At 69.8% G+C, this 16,655-nt stretch carries 17 protein-coding genes and 2 pseudogenes; 10 read left to right on the forward strand and 9 right to left on the reverse strand.

The features are described from left to right. Positions 1-92: 92 nt before the first annotated feature. Positions 93-593, forward strand: a pseudogene (locus tag AB0J04_RS42160) (L,D-transpeptidase); the annotation flags it as partial. A 729-nt stretch (positions 594-1,322) separates the two neighbouring features. On the opposite strand, the pseudogene AB0J04_RS42165 reads toward AB0J04_RS42160, so the two are convergent. Both AB0J04_RS42165 and AB0J04_RS42170 read right to left on the reverse strand, forming a co-directional pair. Next, positions 1,323-1,889 (reverse strand): annotated as a pseudogene (locus AB0J04_RS42165) (dihydrofolate reductase). An 81-nt stretch (positions 1,890-1,970) separates the two neighbouring features. Beyond that, positions 1,971-2,294: a helix-turn-helix domain-containing protein gene (locus AB0J04_RS42170; RefSeq protein WP_363173999.1), complete on the reverse strand. Its 324-nt coding sequence runs from the start codon at positions 2,292-2,294 to the stop codon at positions 1,971-1,973. A 33-nt stretch (positions 2,295-2,327) separates the two neighbouring features. Here AB0J04_RS42170 and AB0J04_RS42175 point away from each other — a divergent pair, with 33 nt between their 5' ends. Then, the gene (locus AB0J04_RS42175; protein WP_363174000.1) at positions 2,328-2,480 is read left to right on the forward strand and encodes a hypothetical protein; all 153 of its coding nucleotides are present in this window, start codon (positions 2,328-2,330) and stop codon (positions 2,478-2,480) included. Between the two features lie 330 nt (positions 2,481-2,810). Beyond that, positions 2,811-3,593 carry a hypothetical protein gene (locus AB0J04_RS42180; protein ID WP_363174001.1) on the forward strand — a complete coding sequence of 261 codons (783 nt, stop codon included), beginning with the start codon at positions 2,811-2,813 and terminating at the stop codon, positions 3,591-3,593. On the opposite strand, the gene AB0J04_RS42185 is transcribed toward AB0J04_RS42180, so the two are convergent. Further along, a complete protein-coding gene (locus AB0J04_RS42185; RefSeq protein ID WP_363174002.1) occupies positions 3,510-4,148 on the reverse strand; it encodes a helix-turn-helix domain-containing protein in 639 nt (212 codons plus the stop codon). The genes AB0J04_RS42180 and AB0J04_RS42185 overlap by 84 nt on opposite strands. A gap of 86 nt (positions 4,149-4,234) precedes the next feature. Here AB0J04_RS42185 and AB0J04_RS42190 point away from each other — a divergent pair, with 86 nt between their 5' ends. The 5 genes from AB0J04_RS42190 (at position 4,235) to AB0J04_RS42210 (ending at position 6,263) form a co-directional block, all read left to right on the forward strand. Continuing rightward, entirely contained in the window at positions 4,235-4,642 is a 408-nt protein-coding gene (locus AB0J04_RS42190) for a hypothetical protein (RefSeq protein ID WP_363174003.1), read from the forward strand. Beyond that, a complete protein-coding gene (locus AB0J04_RS42195; RefSeq protein WP_363174004.1) occupies positions 4,635-4,907 on the forward strand; it encodes a hypothetical protein in 273 nt (90 codons plus the stop codon). The genes AB0J04_RS42190 and AB0J04_RS42195 overlap by 8 nt, the downstream gene beginning before the upstream one ends. 494 nt (positions 4,908-5,401) lie before the next feature. Then, positions 5,402-5,578 carry a hypothetical protein gene (locus AB0J04_RS42200; protein ID WP_363174005.1) on the forward strand — a complete coding sequence of 59 codons (177 nt, stop codon included), beginning with the start codon at positions 5,402-5,404 and terminating at the stop codon, positions 5,576-5,578. Further along, positions 5,575-5,880, forward strand: coding sequence for a hypothetical protein (locus AB0J04_RS42205; RefSeq protein WP_363174006.1), 306 nt, complete (start codon positions 5,575-5,577; stop codon positions 5,878-5,880). Before AB0J04_RS42200 ends, AB0J04_RS42205 begins: the two co-directional genes overlap by 4 nt. A 218-nt stretch (positions 5,881-6,098) precedes the next feature. Continuing rightward, complete coding sequence (locus tag AB0J04_RS42210; protein ID WP_363174016.1) at positions 6,099-6,263, forward strand: hypothetical protein; 165 nt, start codon at positions 6,099-6,101, stop codon at positions 6,261-6,263. Between the two features lie 277 nt (positions 6,264-6,540). Here the strand turns inward: AB0J04_RS42210 and AB0J04_RS42215 are convergent, their stop codons facing one another. Beyond that, positions 6,541-7,032, reverse strand: coding sequence for an alcohol dehydrogenase catalytic domain-containing protein (locus tag AB0J04_RS42215; RefSeq protein ID WP_363174007.1), 492 nt, complete (start codon positions 7,030-7,032; stop codon positions 6,541-6,543). Between the two features lie 199 nt (positions 7,033-7,231). Here AB0J04_RS42215 and AB0J04_RS42220 point away from each other — a divergent pair, with 199 nt between their 5' ends. Continuing rightward, on the forward strand, positions 7,232-8,296 hold the full coding sequence (locus AB0J04_RS42220) for a LacI family DNA-binding transcriptional regulator (protein WP_363174008.1): 1,065 nt from the start codon (positions 7,232-7,234) through the stop codon (positions 8,294-8,296). On the opposite strand, the gene AB0J04_RS42225 is transcribed toward AB0J04_RS42220, so the two are convergent. Genes AB0J04_RS42225 through AB0J04_RS42240 form a run of 4 tightly spaced genes read right to left on the reverse strand, consistent with a single transcriptional unit; the run spans position 8,259 to position 12,901 of the window. Beyond that, the gene (locus AB0J04_RS42225; RefSeq protein ID WP_363174009.1) at positions 8,259-9,650 is read right to left on the reverse strand and encodes a glycoside hydrolase family 32 protein; all 1,392 of its coding nucleotides are present in this window, start codon (positions 9,648-9,650) and stop codon (positions 8,259-8,261) included. The genes AB0J04_RS42220 and AB0J04_RS42225 overlap by 38 nt on opposite strands. Next, entirely contained in the window at positions 9,647-10,501 is an 855-nt protein-coding gene (locus AB0J04_RS42230) for a carbohydrate ABC transporter permease (RefSeq protein WP_363174010.1), read from the reverse strand. The genes AB0J04_RS42225 and AB0J04_RS42230 overlap by 4 nt, the downstream gene beginning before the upstream one ends. A 13-nt stretch (positions 10,502-10,514) precedes the next feature. After that, positions 10,515-11,495, reverse strand: a complete 981-nt coding sequence (locus AB0J04_RS42235; protein ID WP_363174011.1) for a sugar ABC transporter permease — start codon at positions 11,493-11,495, stop codon at positions 10,515-10,517. After that, a complete protein-coding gene (locus tag AB0J04_RS42240) occupies positions 11,492-12,901 on the reverse strand; it encodes an extracellular solute-binding protein (protein WP_363174013.1) in 1,410 nt (469 codons plus the stop codon). The genes AB0J04_RS42235 and AB0J04_RS42240 overlap by 4 nt, the downstream gene beginning before the upstream one ends. A 223-nt stretch (positions 12,902-13,124) precedes the next feature. Here AB0J04_RS42240 and AB0J04_RS42245 point away from each other — a divergent pair, with 223 nt between their 5' ends. Next, positions 13,125-14,714, forward strand: a complete 1,590-nt coding sequence (locus AB0J04_RS42245) for a GH32 C-terminal domain-containing protein (RefSeq protein WP_363174014.1) — start codon at positions 13,125-13,127, stop codon at positions 14,712-14,714. Positions 14,715-15,322: 608 nt separating this feature from the next. Here AB0J04_RS42245 and AB0J04_RS42250 read toward each other — a convergent pair. Next, entirely contained in the window at positions 15,323-16,465 is a 1,143-nt protein-coding gene (locus tag AB0J04_RS42250; RefSeq protein WP_363174015.1) for a lytic polysaccharide monooxygenase auxiliary activity family 9 protein, read from the reverse strand. Positions 16,466-16,655: the final 190 nt, after the last annotated feature.

Genomic DNA, 16,655 nt, shown 5'->3' on the forward strand with positions numbered 1-16,655 from the left:
GGACCACAGGCCCCCTCGACCGGACCCGCCGCAGCAGCAGACTCGAACGGCTCAGCTACCGACTCTCCGCCTGAACGAATTGCGCAGCAGAGTCCACCGTGGACGCAAAGACGAAGCAGATGACCGTCGTCCGGGACGGCAAGACGATCAGGACCATCCCGATCTCCTCGGGCAGCCCCGAGCACCCGACGTACAACGGTCAGATGGTGATCTCCGAGAAGTTCGGGCAGATCCATATGAACGGTGCGAGTGTCGGCCTCACGGAGAAGGACGGCAAGCCCTCGTACGACATCGAGGCCGTACCGCACGCCATGCGCCTGACCGACTCGGGCACGTTCATCCACGGCAACTACTGGGGCGCCGACTCGGTCTTCGGCAAGGTCAACACCAGCCACGGTTGCGTAGGCCTGAAGGATGTCAGGGGCGGCGGCGACGGCAGCCAGCCCGCCGCGTGGTTCTTCGACCACTCGATGATCGGTGACGTCGTGGTCGTCAAGAACTCCGAGGACAAGACCGTGTTGGCCTCGGACAACGGCCTCAGCGATTGGAACATGGCGTGGAGCGTGTGGGTCGCGGGCAGCCCGACCACCTGACGCAATGCCGCTCTCCACGCAGCCGAACCGGCATCCCTTCCGCCGGCCGGTGGCCGACATCGTGTCGGCCACCGGCTGCGGCGTCAGGATGCTCGGGCAGCTCTCGGTCTGACGGCCCCGCACCCGGTACGCGGGGATCAGGCAAGCCGGGGTTCGGCGACCGGCACAGAGAGACGGACCGGTGGGAACACCGGCATCGCACTCCGTGTCGACTCAACAGGCGCCTGAGGTTCCCCCACCATCGCAGTCAGGCTGTCTCGCCCCGGAGGCCGCGGACCTCGGTTTGCCGGTCGCTGCTGCCGTGGGAGGCTGTGGCTGATCGTGCTGGCCGCGCTGCGGCATGAACACAACTCGGTCAGATGCTGACGGATCGGGCCGCCCGGCGGTGCTTCACGGTCCAGCGCCTGACGGACGACGCGGTGATCGGTTCGACCGGCTTGTATGAGCTCGACCTCGCCGCGAGCCGGGCGGAGGTTGGTGCGACGTGGTTCGATCGTTCTTGTTGAGGTGCCCCCTATAACGCCGAGTTCAAGCTTCTGCTGTTCGAAGACGGTGCGCCAGGACGGCACGCGCCGTGATGCGCTGTGCTACAGCGTGCTCGTGGACGAGTGGCCATCCGTACGCGACAAGCTGCTTACCCGCGTCGGGGCCAAAGCCGCGGTCTGATGTGCGACGCCGATCTTGTGTCACCGTTCGCAGTGGACTTGTTCGCGTACCCGCCCAGATCGGTCAACGGCGCACCCGATAGCGCAGGTGAAGCACCCGGTTGCCCTGAATCACCACGTCAGGATCCTCCAACAGGTGTTGCGCGTGGACCGAACCGAAGTAGCGCTTGCCGGACCCGAACACCACGGGTACGACGTCCATGCGCACATCGTCGACCAGACCCGCGGCAAGCACCTGGCCGCCGACGTCGCCGGCGGCGACCTCGACCATGCGGTCACCCGCAAGCCCTTGCGCCTTGGCCACGGCTGCCTCGACGCCGTCGACGAAGTGAAACGGCGCCTCGGGGTCCCAGCCCTCGGGCTCCGGCCGGTGCGTCACGACGACCACGTGGTCGATCCCGCCCGGAGGCTTCCCGTCCCAGCCGTCCGTCAGGTCGAAGACGTGGCGGCCGACGACTGTCACCCCGATCCGGTCCCAGTACGGCCGGGTGTAGTCGTAGGACGTCTGCGACACCTTCAGCTCGCCGCTCTCGTCCAACGGGACGTCACCGCTGGACAATCAGTCGAACAGCGGTCCGGGCTGGTCATTCTCGTCCGCGACGAAGCCGTCCACCGACACCGAGCTGTACATGACCACCTTGCCTACGGGGCTCTCCTCTGCTTTGGGGTGCCCCCAAATTAGCGTGTCGTGAGCTGTCGCTCTGGTAAGGAATCAATCGGCCGGCAGGGGCCGGCGGTCCAGCACGTGGCCGGGGTGTTCGCCCAGGAACCGCCGCCGGACTTCGACGTACCGGGTCGGCGTGAGCCCGGTGAACGCCCGGAATTCGTGGCCGAAGTGGGCCTGGTCGAAGTGGCCTGCGCCACCGGCGAGGTCGCCCCGGTCGATCGGTCCGGCGGGGTCGATCGCGAACACGGTGGCGGCGGAGCGGTAGGTGCGGGCCGGCCGCTTCGGCGTGACGCCGATGAGGTCCTTGAACCGCTGCGCCAGATGAGTGCTGCTGACACCGGCTGCCACGCTCAGGTCGCCGATCGCCACCGCCCCGCTGGTCGCCGCGATGACGCTGCTCGTATGGCGGACCAGCCCCCGGCCGGCGGTCTCGTACAGCTGTGGTGGGTGCCGGCGCGGATGCGGAACGGCGCCCCGAGGTTGACGATGAGCACCGCCGACGGCATCGGCGGCAGCACCAGCCGGGCGTACGGCGGCGCACCCTCCAGGTGGTAAAGGTCGTCGATCAGCCCGTCCAGCGGCGGTCGCGGCACTCTGGACACGTACTCCACGCCCACAGCATCGGCGACGCCCCGCCGGGCATCGCGCGCCAGGATGGTCCAGCCGCGTTGCCGCCAGCATCGAGCCGGCGTCGATCCCGGACGAGCGCCCGGCCGCGGACATTTGCGGCGTTCATCGACTTCGATCCGGCGAGGCCAGCCCGCCCGCTGTTCGACATCGCCGTCGCAGCCCGCCGCCGGATTCCGCTGCGCGACCCGGTCGACATCGCCGACGCCCGCGCCACGACCGACCTTTCAACTTGGTCGACTCTGACGGCGGTCGACCATGGTGATCTGGGGCGCGCTCGCGTCGTCGCAATGCGACACGCGAAGCCAGCAAGGTGCTGAACGCGGCACCGGAGAATCGCGGTGCGCAATCACAACACCAACCCCACCGCACATGCCGACTGCGGAGACAAGCAGGTTCTTCTCGACGGAGACGGTCGATGGCGGCCTGCCGATCCACATCGCCGCGAAGTTCCTTGGCCACCTCGATCTCAACCCCGCTCAGGCATACGTCGCGGTCTATTCCGACGAGGTCATCCGCCACTACCGGCAGTTCGTCGACCAGCGCCGGACCAACCGCCCCGGCGAGGAGTACCGCGAGTCCAGCGACACCGAGTGGCAGGAATTCCGAGACCACTTCAGCCTCCGCAAGGTCGCCCTCGGCGCCTGCGACCGCCCCTATGGAACCCCTTGCCGGCATGAAAACGCCTGCGTCAGGTGCCCCATGCTCCGCCTGGACCTGGCCCAGGAGCCCCGGCTGCTGGAGATCGAGACCAATCCCGCCAGCGCCTCGGGGAGGCCCACCGGATGCAGTGGCTCGGCGAGGTCGTCGGCTTGCAGGAGAGCCTGCGGAGCCTGCGGCACATCACCGACAAGAAACAGCTGGCCGAACGCCTGCGAGCCCAAGTCGGCCGAGGCGAGGACGGCGTCACTGCCCTGGGCTGACCGCGATGCCAGGACTCTGTCGTCGGGCGCGGCGCTAATCGTCGTCCGGCTCAGTCGGCAGGGCGGGCCGGGGGCCCTCGTCGGGCACAACTACCAGGCGTACGGCCATGTGCCGTGAGTCGGGTGGGTGGTCACCGGGCTCCGTCAGGTATTTGCGTAGGAGCGTCTGGTACTCCTCGACGAATGCGGCGACCTGCTCCTTCGCCATCCGCAATCCGGCGCGGTGGATCTGGTTCCAGCCTGCGGAGGAGTCGTACCCGGCGTATGCGCTCACGACCAGGTTCAGGTCATGGGTCATCTTGAGGGCGCCGATCTTCACTGCGGCCTCGCGTTCGTCGGCCGTCAACTCCAGGCCCGGCGGCGTGAAGATGTCCGTCATGAGTGACTTCCACCAGCGTTCCCGGCCGGTGGACCGCTCCTCGATCTCGGCAATCAGCTTGAGGTCGGCGAGTTTGCGCAGGTGGTAGCTGGTGGTGCCGGTGCTTTCGCCGAGGGCCTTGGCGACGCTGGTGGAGTTCGCTTCGCCGTGCTCGCCGAGGTAGCTCAGGATGTCGCGGCGCACCGGGTTGGACAGTGCCTTGTAGAAGGCTTTGAGGTCCGGGCCGGTGAGCACTCTCTTCTCGGGGCGCTCGACCATGCCGACCAGCGTACTGCAGAGACTCTCTGCCGTCATTGCAGAGATTGTTTGCAGAATATCTCTGCAATCGCTACGTTGGTTCAAGAGGGCGCCAGCGGGCGCCGGGACGCTCGGGGGTCGAGATGCGCAAAGACCTGGTCGGGAGGCTGCTACTGGCCGCGGGGCTGGCGCTGGTGCCGTGGCTCGCGGTGTTGTGGACGACACTGCCGGGCACCTATCCGGCGCAGCACTGGGGGGCCGCCTGGATCGGCTTCGATGCGTTGGAGATCGTCGGCCTGTTGACGTCGGCGGTGCTGGTCCGGCGTGGTGACCACCGGGCGCCGCTGGCGTCAATCGCGACAGCCGTGTTGTTGCTGGTCGACGCTTGGTTCGACGTCATGACGGCTGGACATGGTGTCGTCATCTCGCTGGTGTCGGCGTGCACGCTGGAACTGCCCCTGGCGGCATTGTGCGCTGTTGTCGCGCTGCGGCCGCCGGTGGCGGCTGCCATTCAGGCAACCGCGGTGCGACGGACGGCCGTCCATGTCTGAATCACTGGATGCCCAGATGCGGGACGAGATCGACGATCAGGTCGCGGAGTCGTTCGACGCCTACCTGGCCGACAGGCTGGCCGAACCGGGGCCGCTGCGCGCGTCACTGGCTTTGAGGCGCAGCACCAGGCTGGTGCTGGGCACAGTCGGATTGGGCGCACTTGCCACGGCGCTGGCGCCGGGCGAAAGCGTCGTCGTCTGCTGGATCTGGGGAGCGATCGCGGTGATAGATCTCGCCTGGCTGCTGACCGCACGCCGCCGTTGACGGTCCGTGGACCAAGCCCTCGCCTGCCAGTCGATCTCACTCGGTCCATGGAGCCGGGTTCGCATAGCGACTGGCCGGACAAGGCGGAGCTGAGAGCGAAGATGTGCGTCGCGCACGGACGCTCGCTCCCGTTACAAGCTCATCAGCGGATAGGCCACTCACCCAACGCTGCTGGTTTGTACAGAGAGGCGTCTTCGCCTCCGGCGGGCAGGAGGCGTTCTTGGAGGGGCACGTCCACGCCTTCAGCGTGCTGGGCGGCTATGTGGGTGGCAACTCTTCCGCGATCTCGCGTTCCCGGCCAGGACGGTCGCTCCCGTCGAGGAGCTCGGATGGCCTGGCAGCCGCAGTTGGAACGGCGCGTCGATGCCGCAGTCGGAACCCCGCGGCATCGCTGGGGCAGGCCCTGGTCGACGACTGTCTGGAGTTCGTGGCGGCACGCTGTCGACCGAACACCTTGCCGGCCACCGCCTACGACCTCAAGGTCTTCTTCGGCGGTGCCCAAGGAGCCGGCCGACGTCGTCACCGCGGACATCTTCGCGTTCATCACCGCGCAGAAGGAACTGCGGCGAGGGCCGAAGGTCGTCCGGCTCGAGGACGGTGAAGCCGGGCTCTCGGCACGGACCATCAAGCGCAGGCTGCCGGCATCTCCGGGCTGTTCGGCTACCCGATGACCCGCGACGACCTCGCCATCGAACGCAACCCGGTGCCGACGGGGATGGCCAACCGCCGTCGCAGCGGCAACCGCGGGGCACCGTTGCTGCGCACGCCCCGCACCCTCCCGCGCGTCCTCGGACCGGGCGAGGTCGAATCGGTCCTCTGCGCGCTGAACACCGCTCGGGACCGGGCCATGGTCCTGGCGATGCTGCTCGGCGGACTGCGCCGCTGCGAAGTCCTCGGTCTGCGCCTGGCGAACTCTCACCGGGTGAGCGTCGGCTCTTCATCAGCGAGGGCAAGGGAGGGCATCAGCGCCTGATACCCGTCTCCGCGCAGCTTTTTCGGCGCGGTCGGCGACTACCTGGACCGTGAGCGTCCGCCGGTCCAGTACGACCGGCTGCTCGTGGTGCTGCGCGGGCCGACCCGGGGCCGGCCGCTGTCCGCCGACGGCTTGGACGAGATCCTCGACGGCGTCCGGAAAGGACCGGGCGGACGCGGCTGACCTGCCATCAGCTGCGGCATACCTGCCTGACCCGGCTGCGGGAGGCAGGCATGGCCCTGGAAGCGGTACAGGCCCAGGCCGGGCACCACTCCATCGAATCGCCCCCGAGCGCGTGCCCACGCACCTGGGCACGGACGGCGGACTCACCCTCACCATGGCACGCCACCGCGTCGAAACCGACTCCGAACTCGTCGGTATGACGTACATCGCCGCCACCAGCGACCCCGCCGGCGTCACCCTCGCACTCGCGGTGCTCGACAAGAGGTACGCGGAGCCCGGTACCGAAGTATCGGTGGTCTGGGGCGAACATCCGGGGCGGGCACGAGCCCCGGTGCCGACCTGGGCTTCCCGCGCATCCGCGCCACCGTGCAGACGACTCCCTGCAACCCGTACGCGAGGACCCGCTACCGGGCCAACGCCTGACACCCTCAGCACCGGATCACCCGCGACCCCGGTGGCTTCGTCGGATGTCCCTACTCAGCCGCCGGGCGGGGCGCCGACGGCTCGGGGACGGTGGTCCGCGCCGCTGCACACGTCTCGGGTCTGGGTGGTCCGCGCCACTGCCCAGGGACCACGCGTCCGGGCAGGGCAGGGCAGGGCCGCGGCGGCGGACACGATCGCCGTCTCGGCGTAACCGCCACCAGCAGTGGCGCCCACCACCCGCCTGCCGACCGTCGTGGGGTCGACGCCGGGCCCGACTGCCACCACGGTGCCCGCCACCTCGAAACCCGGCGAAAACGGCATCGGCAGATCGGGGAGGGCGGTCTGTCGCATCAGGCCGGCCCGTATCTGGACGTCGGCAAACCCGATGCCCGCGGCCGTGACCCGGACCAGCACTCGACCTGGGCCGTCGAGAACACCGTCAACCGGACCAAGGACGTCACCTTCGGAGAGGGCGCCAGTCGGGTCCGTCACCACAGCCCGGTCGTCGTGAGCGGCTTGCGCGGTTCGGCCCGCGCTACCCTCCACCGGGCCGGTGGGCCGGCATCGCCGGCGGACGAGGTGCTTCCGCCCGGTCCGAAACGGTCCCCGCCCTCCGGGGAATCCGGTGATCGCATCGGACGCCCACGCCGCGGCGCCCTGAGGATCTCCCGTGTGCTGTGGCGCTCACCGCGGATAGGGTGGACGGTGATCGACAGGGACGGGCTGGGCGAGGGCGGCGGACGGCGTGGGCGGTGCCGAGGAGAGCAGGAGCACGGGCACCGGGCGCCCGACGTCACGGGACGTCGCCCGGCTCGCCGGCGTGTCGCACACCGCGGTGTCCTTCGTGTTCAACGGCCGAGCCGAGGGCAACCTCTCGCCCGCCACCCAGGAACGCATCCGGCAGGCCGCGAGCCAGCTGGGCTACCGCCCCGACCCGGTGGCCCGCGGTCTGCGCCGTCGCCGTACAGCCGTGATCGGGCTGGTCACCGACGAGATCGCGTCCTCGCCGTTCGCCGGTCGGCTGCTGCGCGGCGCCATGGAGACAGCCTGGGGCAGGGACCACCTCGTCCTCACCGTCGACTCCGGCGGTGACCCGGCGAAGGAGGACGCGGCCGTCGCGGAACTGCTCGACCGGCGCGTGGACGGCATCATCTACGCGGCCATGTCACTGCGCCGGGTCCGCGTCCCCGAGGGCCTGCACCGCACCCACTCCGTGCTGGCCAACTGCCTGCCCGAGGACGACTCCCTGCCCGCCGTGGTCCCTGCCGAGCGCGCCGGTGGCCGTGCCGCGGCCCGGCTGCTGCTCGGTGCGGGCCACCGCCGGCTCGCCGTGATCGGCGGGCTGGACGACATCGCCTCGGTGGAACGTACCCGCGGCTTCCGGGACGCGCTGCGCGCCGAGGGCGTCACCGTGCCCGAGGAGTGGATCGTGCGCGGCGGCGGGGAGATCTCCGCGGGATACGCGGGGGCGCTGCGCCTGTTCGACGGGGTCGAGCCGGGCCGTCGCCCCACTGGCGTGCTGTGCTACAACGACCGGGTCGCGGCGGGTGTCCTGCACGCCGCGACCCGGCTCGGGATCGACGTGCCCGCCGATCTGTCGGTGGTCGGCTACGACGACCAGGAGCACATGGCCGCGTTCCTCACCCCGCCGCTCACCTCGGTCGCGCTGCCGCACCGGGCGATGGGCGAGGCGGCGGCCCGGCTGCTCCTGGACGCCATCGAAGCCGGCCGTACGCCGCCCGCGACCGTTCGGCGCCTGGCCTGCCCTGTGGTCAACCGCGCCTCCGTGGGTCCGGCGCCCACCCGGTGACCCGGGCACCCGGCCCGTCGACGACCAGCTCGGCGATGTCGCCGGAGCGCCGGTAGACGCGCTCGGTGACCATGGCCCGTTCCGCGACGAAGAGTTCGAGGAGCGAGCCGTCGACGAGCAGCCGGAGCGTGAGTTCCGGCGCCTTCGGCACGGGCACGGTGATCGGGGCGGAGCCTTCCCTGCCGGTCCGGGGCCAGGCGCTGCGGTCGAGGACGACGGTCCCCGAGGCCGGGTCGGCCCGGACGGTCAACTCCCGGCCCGCCGCGTCTCGGAGCAGCGTCACCGTGGTCGGTTCGCATGCGGTGACCGTCAGGTCGTACGCGGGTGGGAGCGGAATCCGGCCCGGCGCGGTGACGAACGGCTCGGCCGGGCGCAGCAGGTCGAGTTCCGGGGCCGGACTCACCCGCAGTGCACCGTCGGGGTGGACGTCGACGACCCGTGGCGCGGTGAGTACGCCTGCCCATCCGGCCCGCTGTATCTCCTCCTGTGGGCGGGCCTCCCACGACCAGCCCCACAACAGTGCGCGGTCCGGTTCCTGGAGCACGGCGGGAGCGTAGAAGTCCCGCCCCTGGTCGAGCCGGCCGCCGACGCGCGGCACAAACCCCAACGCGCCCTGACCATCGGCTTGCAGACGGCCCGTCAGGTATCCGGTGGAACAGGGGTCTCCGTCCCACAGGGACACCAGAAGCACGTGGTCGCCGCCTGCTGTCCGGTACAGGTGCGGGCACTCCCAGCCCACCGACTTGTCGCCGAACGCGCCCGCGGCCACCGGGTCCCTGCCGTCCAGCAGCACACCGGCGAACCGCCAGTCGGTCAGGTCGTCGCAGTCGTAGAGCAGGACCGACGGCGTGCCGTCGGCGTGCCCGGCCCCGACGAGGGCCCAGCGCCTGTCGGCGCGGCGGAAGACGAACGGGTCGCGGAACATCACCACGTCCAGTCCCGGCGGCGGCCCTGCCACCACCGGCGTCGGCAGGGGCTTCCACTCGGTCAGCAGCTCGTCGTCCGGGTCCGCCGCCCGCGCCAGGCAGATGGTGCCGAGTCCGGCGTGGGCACGGTCGACTCCCGTGTACACGGCGGTCGGTGTGCCGGCGTCGTCGGTCACGCAGCCCGACCAGCAGCCGGCCTCGTCGGGGCCGCCCGACGTCGGGGTGAGCGCGATCGGGTGGTGCTCCCAGTGCACGAGGTCGGCGCTGGAGGCATGCCCCCAGTGGACGTTCGCGTGCACCGGTGCGTCGGGGTTGTGCTGGTAGAAGAGGTGGTAGCGGTCCCGCCAACGGAACGGCCCATTGGGGTCGTTGATCCAGCCGACGGGCGGACGGACCCTGAAACGCGGCACGTCGGGGTCATTGCTCAACGGTTGACTCCTGCAGAGGTGATGCCCTCGCGCAGAGGGCGCTGGCCGACGACGAACACGGCGACGGCGGGGAGCATCGAGAGCACGACCCCGGCGAGGACCACCGAGATCGACCCGGTGCCGAGGTTTCCCTGCAAGGAGACCAGACCCAGCGGAAGCGTGTAGTTCTGGCTGGAGGTCTCCAGGATCAGCGGGCGGAAGAACTCGTTCCAGTGATAGTTGAAGGCCAGCACGCCGACGATCGCCAGGCCGGGTGCGGCCAGCGGCGCGTACACCGAGCGGAAGATCCGCCAGGTCCCCGCGCCGTCCAGCATGGCCGCCTCGCCCAGGTCCTTCGGCATACCGAGGAAGTACTGGCGCATCAGGAAGGTGCCGAAGGCCGTCGGGAAGGCCGGGATGATCAGGCCGAGGAGCGTGTCGGTGAGGCCCATCGACTTCAGCACCAGGAACACCGGCACGATGGTGACCTGCAACGGCACCATCATGGTCGCCAGGACCAGGCCGAAGAGCGGCTTCTTGAAACGGAACTCCAGGCGCGCGAAGGCGTATCCGGCCAGGCCCGCCGTGATCATCTGGCCGACGGCGATCAGTGCCGTCACCAGCGTGGAGTTCAGGGCGAGCAGCCACACGTCGATCTGCTGGAAGACCCCGCGGTAGGCCGCGGTCGTCGGGTGGGTCGGGATGATCTGCGGGGGCAGGTCGAAGGACTGGGCCGGAGTGCGCAGTGAGGTGGCGACGGTCCAGATGACCGGGCCCAGCGTCAGCAGGGCGCACACGGTCAGTGCGGCGATCCGGGCCCAGGGGGTGAGTGAGTGACGTACGCGACTCAGGGGCGGGGTTGCTTGGCTCATGCGGCTCACCGGCTCACTGGTAGTGGACGAAACGCCGGCTGAGCCGGAACTGGAGGGCGGTGACCGCCATGATCAGCACGAAGAGCAGCACGCCCACCGCGGATGCCTCGCCGAAGTCGAGCTGCTCGAAGGCCCTCTCGTAGATCACCATCACCACGGTGCGGGTGGCGTCGCCGGGTCCGCCGTCGGTGAGGACGTAGGGCTGTTCGAAGACCTGCAGGGCGTTGATGATGCCGACCACCGACGCGACGAGCAGCGTCGGCGACAGCAGCGGCAGCGTGATGCCGAGGTGCTTGCGCAGGCCGGTCGCGCCGTCGAGAGCGGCGGCCTCGTGGATCTCCTTGGGGATGTTGTTCAGACCGCCGACGAACAGCAGGAACGAGAAACCGAACTGCTGCCAGACGTAGACCAGGACCACCGTGGCCATCGCCGCGTGCTCCGAGGTCAGCCAGGGCACGGGCGCGACGCCGACCAGGCCGATCAGCCAGTTCACCACCCCGAAGTCCTGGTTGAACAGGTACTTCATCACCACCGAGATCGACGCGGCGGACAGCACCAGCGGGAAGAAGAACGCCGAACGGAACACGGACCGCAGCCACACCGGCATCCGCCCGTTCAGCGCGAGCGCCAGGGCCAGCGCGATCAGCAGTTGCAGCGCGACCGCGAGGACCATGAAGAGGAGCGTGTTGCGGAAGGAGACCAGGACGGTCGAGTCCGTGAAGGTCGTGCGGTAGTTGGCGCCGCCGGCGAAACGGGGCGGGTCGATCACGTTCCAGTGGAACAGGCTCAGCACGATGGACCCGATGATCGGCACGACCGTGAAGACGACGATGCCGACGACCGTGGGTGCCAGGAACAGCGCGGCCAGCAGCCGGGCGCCGCGGTCGCGGACGGACGGCCGCACGGCGACGGCGGGTGGCATGGCGGGCCGCGGACGTACGGCCGGGACCTCGGAGTTCGGGACCTGAGAGTTCGGGACCTGGGTGTTCGTCATATCTCACGCTCCATGGCCTGCTCCAGGTCGCCCTGCATCCGGCGCAGCGCGGGACCCACCGCACGCGGCGAGGCCAGCGCGGTGCCGGTGTACTTGAGCAGGACGTCGGTCACCTCGGCGACCTGCGGCGGCGCGGGGATCGGGCCGGTGTCGGGAAACCGGTCGAGGGTGTCGTAGAAGACCTGCCAGTGGGCCGGGCCGCTCGCGGCGTAGCGGGCGGCGTTCAGCATCGAACGCCGGGCCGGGGTGGTCTGGTTGCTCCGGAACAGCCGGGTCATGGTGTCCTTGCGGGCCGCGTACTTGATGAACTCCCAGGCGGCTTCCTGCTTCTTCGAGGTGCGCAGCAGGGCGTAGCCCGCCGCGCCGAACTGGTGGCGCTGGGTACGCCAGCGCGGGAAGTACTGCACGTCGTAGTCGGCGGCCCGCATGCCGGCCAGTTGCAGCCCGCCCGCCCAGAAGCCGCCCGCCGGGGTGACGCCGACGCGGCCGGTGGAGAACACGCCGACCAGATTGCTGCCGTTGCCGCCCTCGGGCCGGCTGCACAGGTCCTCCTGGACGAGGGAGGCGAGATAGTCGTACGCCTCCTCGACCCGGTCGGCGGTGGCCTGCGGGGTCGTCCAGCGGAAGCCCCCGCCGCGCCCCTGCCGGTCGGCGGCCGGGTAGAAGGTGTCCCACAGCCAGGAGCCGCCGGGCGCCTTCGACTCCTTCAGCAGGTTCGTGCCGTTCGCGAAGAGCCAGGGCACCACGCCGCCCCACAGCCGGTTGGTCCAGAAGTACGGTGTGAAGTGCGCGCCGCCGGCACGTTTCATCTCCCGCAGCAGCGCGGTGAAGTCGTCGCGGCTCCAGTCGGCCGCCGGGAACCCCGTGCCTGTCCGCTTCAGCACCTGCTTGTTGAGGTACATGTCGGCGGCGTTGAACTCCATCGGCAGCTGGTAGAGGTTGCCCTCGTACATCATCGACTCCACCAGCGAGGGGTGGACGTCGGCGAAGTACTCACGCAGCTCCGCCGCGTCCCGCCGTACCCAGCGGTCCAGTGGCACGCCGAGCCGCCGGGCGAACAACTGCACGCCCTCGGTGGCCACATACACCAGGTCGGGGGCGGTACCGGCGGCGATCTGGGTGAGGATCTTCGCGAAGAAGTCCGACCAGTCGACGGCCTGCACCGCGTTCACGCGCAGCGGGATGTCGGGGTGGAGCCGGTGGAAGCCCTTGGTGAGGGCGTCGACGGTGGCCGGGTCGAAGGCGGAGCCGAGGGTGGCGACGACGAGGGAGCCGTCGTCACGGCCGGGGATGTCGGCTCCCGTGAGCCGGTCCCAGCTCGCGGCGGTCGCGGCCAGGGCGGCTGCTCCCGCCCCGTATGAGCCGTACCGCAGCAGCGTGCGGCGGGGGAGGTGCGAGTCAGTCATCGAACGGGCCTAACTCGTGTTAGATCAGGGCTGATGCCCCAGATGATGTGAACCGGGCCACAGACCTGTCAAGAGTCGGGAACGCTTGACCTTTAACGAGTTAGGCCTAAAGTCCTCGTTCACACGAGCCGATTTTTCACGTCCACCGCGTTGTGAGCCGCACTCGCGTGCGTGACGAGCCGCCACGGGCCCTCATGGGCCGCCACGAGAGGAACGATGCGTCATGCCCGGAACATCGGGGTTCTCCAGGAGATCACTGTTCGCGGGATCGGCGGCCGGCACCGCCGTCGCGCTGCTGCCCACCGGGGCGGCCACGGCCGCCCCGAAGCCCAAGCCCGGGGCCACGGCCAACAGCAGGACCAAGTCCACGGCGAGCGGGGCGAGTTACCGCGCCGCGTACCACTTCACGGTCCCCGACCAGTGGAAGAACGACCCGCAGCGGCCCGTCTGGATCGACGGCGAGTACCGCTACTACTACCTCTACAACGCCGACTACTTCACCGGTGCCGTCGGCACCGCGTGGCGCCTGGCCACCACCAAGGACCTGGTCTCCTTCACCGACCGCGGGGTCGCCGTGCCCAAGGACACCACGCCCAACGGTGATCTCTGGTCGGGTTCGGCGGTGGTCGACACCGGCAACACGGCCGGGTTCGGCGCGGGTGCGGTGATCGTCATCGTCACCATGTCCCCCGGCGGCGGCACCGACCAACAGGAGCAGTTCCTGTACTACTCGACCGACGGCGGTCTCACCTTCGACAACTACGGGACCGACCCCGTCCTGCCCAACCCCGGCGTCGCCGACTTCCGCGACCCCAAGGTGATCCGCGACGAGGACCGGGGCCGCTGGGTGATGGCCCTCGCCGAGAACGACAAGATCGGTTTCTACCACTCCGACGACCTCAAGTCCTGGACGTACGCGGACGGTTTCGTCCATGCCGGCATCGGCGTCCTGGAGTGCCCCGACCTGTTCCGCATCACCGCCGGCGACGGCACCGTGAAATGGGTGCTCGGCGCGAGCGCCAACGGGAAGGGCTCGGGGCTGCCCAACACGTACGCCTACTGGACGGGTTCCTTCGACGGCAGCGCGTTCACCGCTGACGCCGGTGACCCGCAGTGGCTCGACCACGGTTGGGACTGGTACGCCGCCGTCACCTTCGAGAAGCGGGGCGCGAGCGGCACGGTGGACGCGGCTGCCCGGTACGCGATCGGATGGGTGAACGCCTGGGACTACGCCGACACCACCCCCACCATCGACTGCGACGGCTTCAACGGCACCGACTCCATCGTCCGCGAGATCACCCTGAAGAAGGCGTCCGACAGCACCTACTACCTCGCCTCCCAGCCCGTCGCCGGCCTCGACTCGCATGTCTCCCGCACCGTGAACCTGGGCGACGTGACCGTGGACGGCGCGAAGGTGCTCGACTACACCGGCATCTCCTACGAGGTGACGACCGAGATCACCTGGTCCCGACTCACCGGCGCCGGCCTCCAGTTGAGGCGCTCACCCGGCGGCGGTCGGCACATCGACGCCGGTGTCTACGCCGACTACGCCTTCCTCAACCGACGCAACACGGTGAACGCCGACACCTCCGGCAAGTGGCAGGAGAGCCACACCCCGTTCGACCCGTCCACCGGCACGGTGAAGCTGCGCATCCTGGTGGACCGCACGTCGGTGGAGATGTTCGTCGACGACGGCCGCCACGTGCACACCAGCCAGGTGTTCCCGTACCTGCTGGACGACCGGCTGGCACTGTTCACGATCGGCGGCAGCGCGGTGTTCCGCAACACGGTGATACGCGAGTTCTCGGTGTGAGGCAGGCCAGGGGCGCGGGTGCACACCGTAGGCGTGAACCCGATCGAGGGGCGGCGTCCGGCGTTCGCGAGCGGTGCCTCCAGCGTTCGGGACAGGGTCGTCTTGCCGATGCCGCCCACGCCGTGGAGGACGAGCACACGGTCGCGGGCCGCCTCGAGGTCCTCCGGGTGGAAGCCGGGGGCGGGTCGAAGCCGGGGGCGCCGACGTGCTGGAGGTGCTCGGTGAGCGCGGCCGCGACCGTCTGCCGCTGCGAGGACCGGTTCGTGAACGCCTCGTCTGCCTGCACGCTGCGGTCGTTTGTACTGATCAGGGCCCAGAGATCCAGGCCTGCCACACCCACCCCCGAAGTGATCACCCGCGTGCTCCGACCTGTGCCCGCAGCCGCCTCCGGGGGAGCCTGCCTTCTGCCGAAGCCCGAACGCATTCACGGGCTGTCGGCCTCAAGAGGTGGGCTGTCACTGTGTGCGGCCCGCCCCGGCGTGGTGCCGGGGCGGGGTCCGGGAGTGAGAGTGTGAGCGTGATCGAGTCCGGGTTCGGGCCCGCCCGTTCCCGCTCGTCGCGGCACGCCCGCGGTGCCGAGGCCGGGCAGAGCGGGGCTCCCCGTCAGATCATTCGAAAACGACGTCCGAGACGGACACGAAGAACTCACCGGTCATCTGCTGCTCCTGGTCGACGTGGTCGCAGCACCTTTCTGGGTTGCCGGTGGTGCAGACGCCGCCGTGCCCACCCCAGATGTTCACGATCGCGTGGCGCCCCCTCTTGCGTCCGGCCAGCGCCGCCGTGGTCCATGCCCGCTCGGGTTCGCGGCCGTGGACGACCACCATGAACGGAGTCGGCTCCAGGTCGGCCCAGGACAGCGGGGCTGAGGCGTTCCAGCTGTCCCTGGTGACGAAGAACTGGTACGTCCACGTCGGTCCGATGTGGTTGGCGGTGTGCTCGTAGGAGAAGGTGAGGTCCTGGGCGCCGGCGTCGAGGGCGGCGGTGGGCCAGTCACCCACGAGGTCCAGGCCGGCGAAGCGGGGGTTGCCCGCGGAGGCCACCTTGCCGTCGTCGCCGCCGGTGCTGAACTTCCGGTACTCCAGGTAGTGGCCGTGCCGGTTCCACGGGTAGTCCGCGCACATCCGCTCCTTGCCGGGGACGACTTCCGACCACCAGACGTCCGGAGCGCAGGCCGCACGGACCTGGTCGCAGAAGGCGCTCGTGCAGGCGTGGCCCCCGCCGCCCTCCGCGGACTTCAGGGCGAGCAGGGAGCGGCCCGGCGGGTCGGCCATGTTGCCGTGCATGGGCTGCGGCGCGACGTCCCCGCTGCGGTCGTCGGACACCGCGACGGGGATCGGCTGGTACGGGACGTCGGACCGGCCGGGCACGCTGCACTCCTCGGAGAACGGGCTCCAGCTGCCGTCGCCGCGCCGGGCCCGGATGCTGACCTGGTAGGTGTCGCCCGGATCCGTTCCCAGCGTGACCCAGTGATTGGCGGCGAGCTTCCAGCCGCCCCACCAGGCCGGCCAGTCCAGATAGAGGGTCTGGGCGGGCTGTCCGTTGAGCCACACCTCGTACTCGTGCGGGTACGGAGCCCCGCCGTCGTCCCAGTCCGGCGGGGTGGTGTCACCGCCGGAGTTGCCTCCGGTGGTCCATCGCAGGGAGATGCCGTGGAGGACCTCGGAGCCGTCGGTCCGGTAGGTCGTGGCGGCCGTGAGGTCCTTCGGGTCGTAGTAGTCGCCATTGACGGGAGTGCTGGAGTTCGGGGTCACCCGTAATCACCTCGGTCTTTCAGGGCAGTGAAAAGCTGGCAGGGGAAAGGAAGGGTGCTCTCCAGTCCCTCACCCCCGGCTTCCTGAAGCCACCCGGACTAGTGCCGCGGCAGGCAACGTTCGCCCCGTCGCGACGCCCGGCACGCACTCTCGCCGCACCGGCCGAAAGCCCAAGTACGTCCAGTACGAG

Source organism: Streptomyces sp. NPDC050263, from assembly GCF_040655955.1.
Lineage (GTDB): Bacteria > Actinomycetota > Actinomycetes > Streptomycetales > Streptomycetaceae > Streptomyces.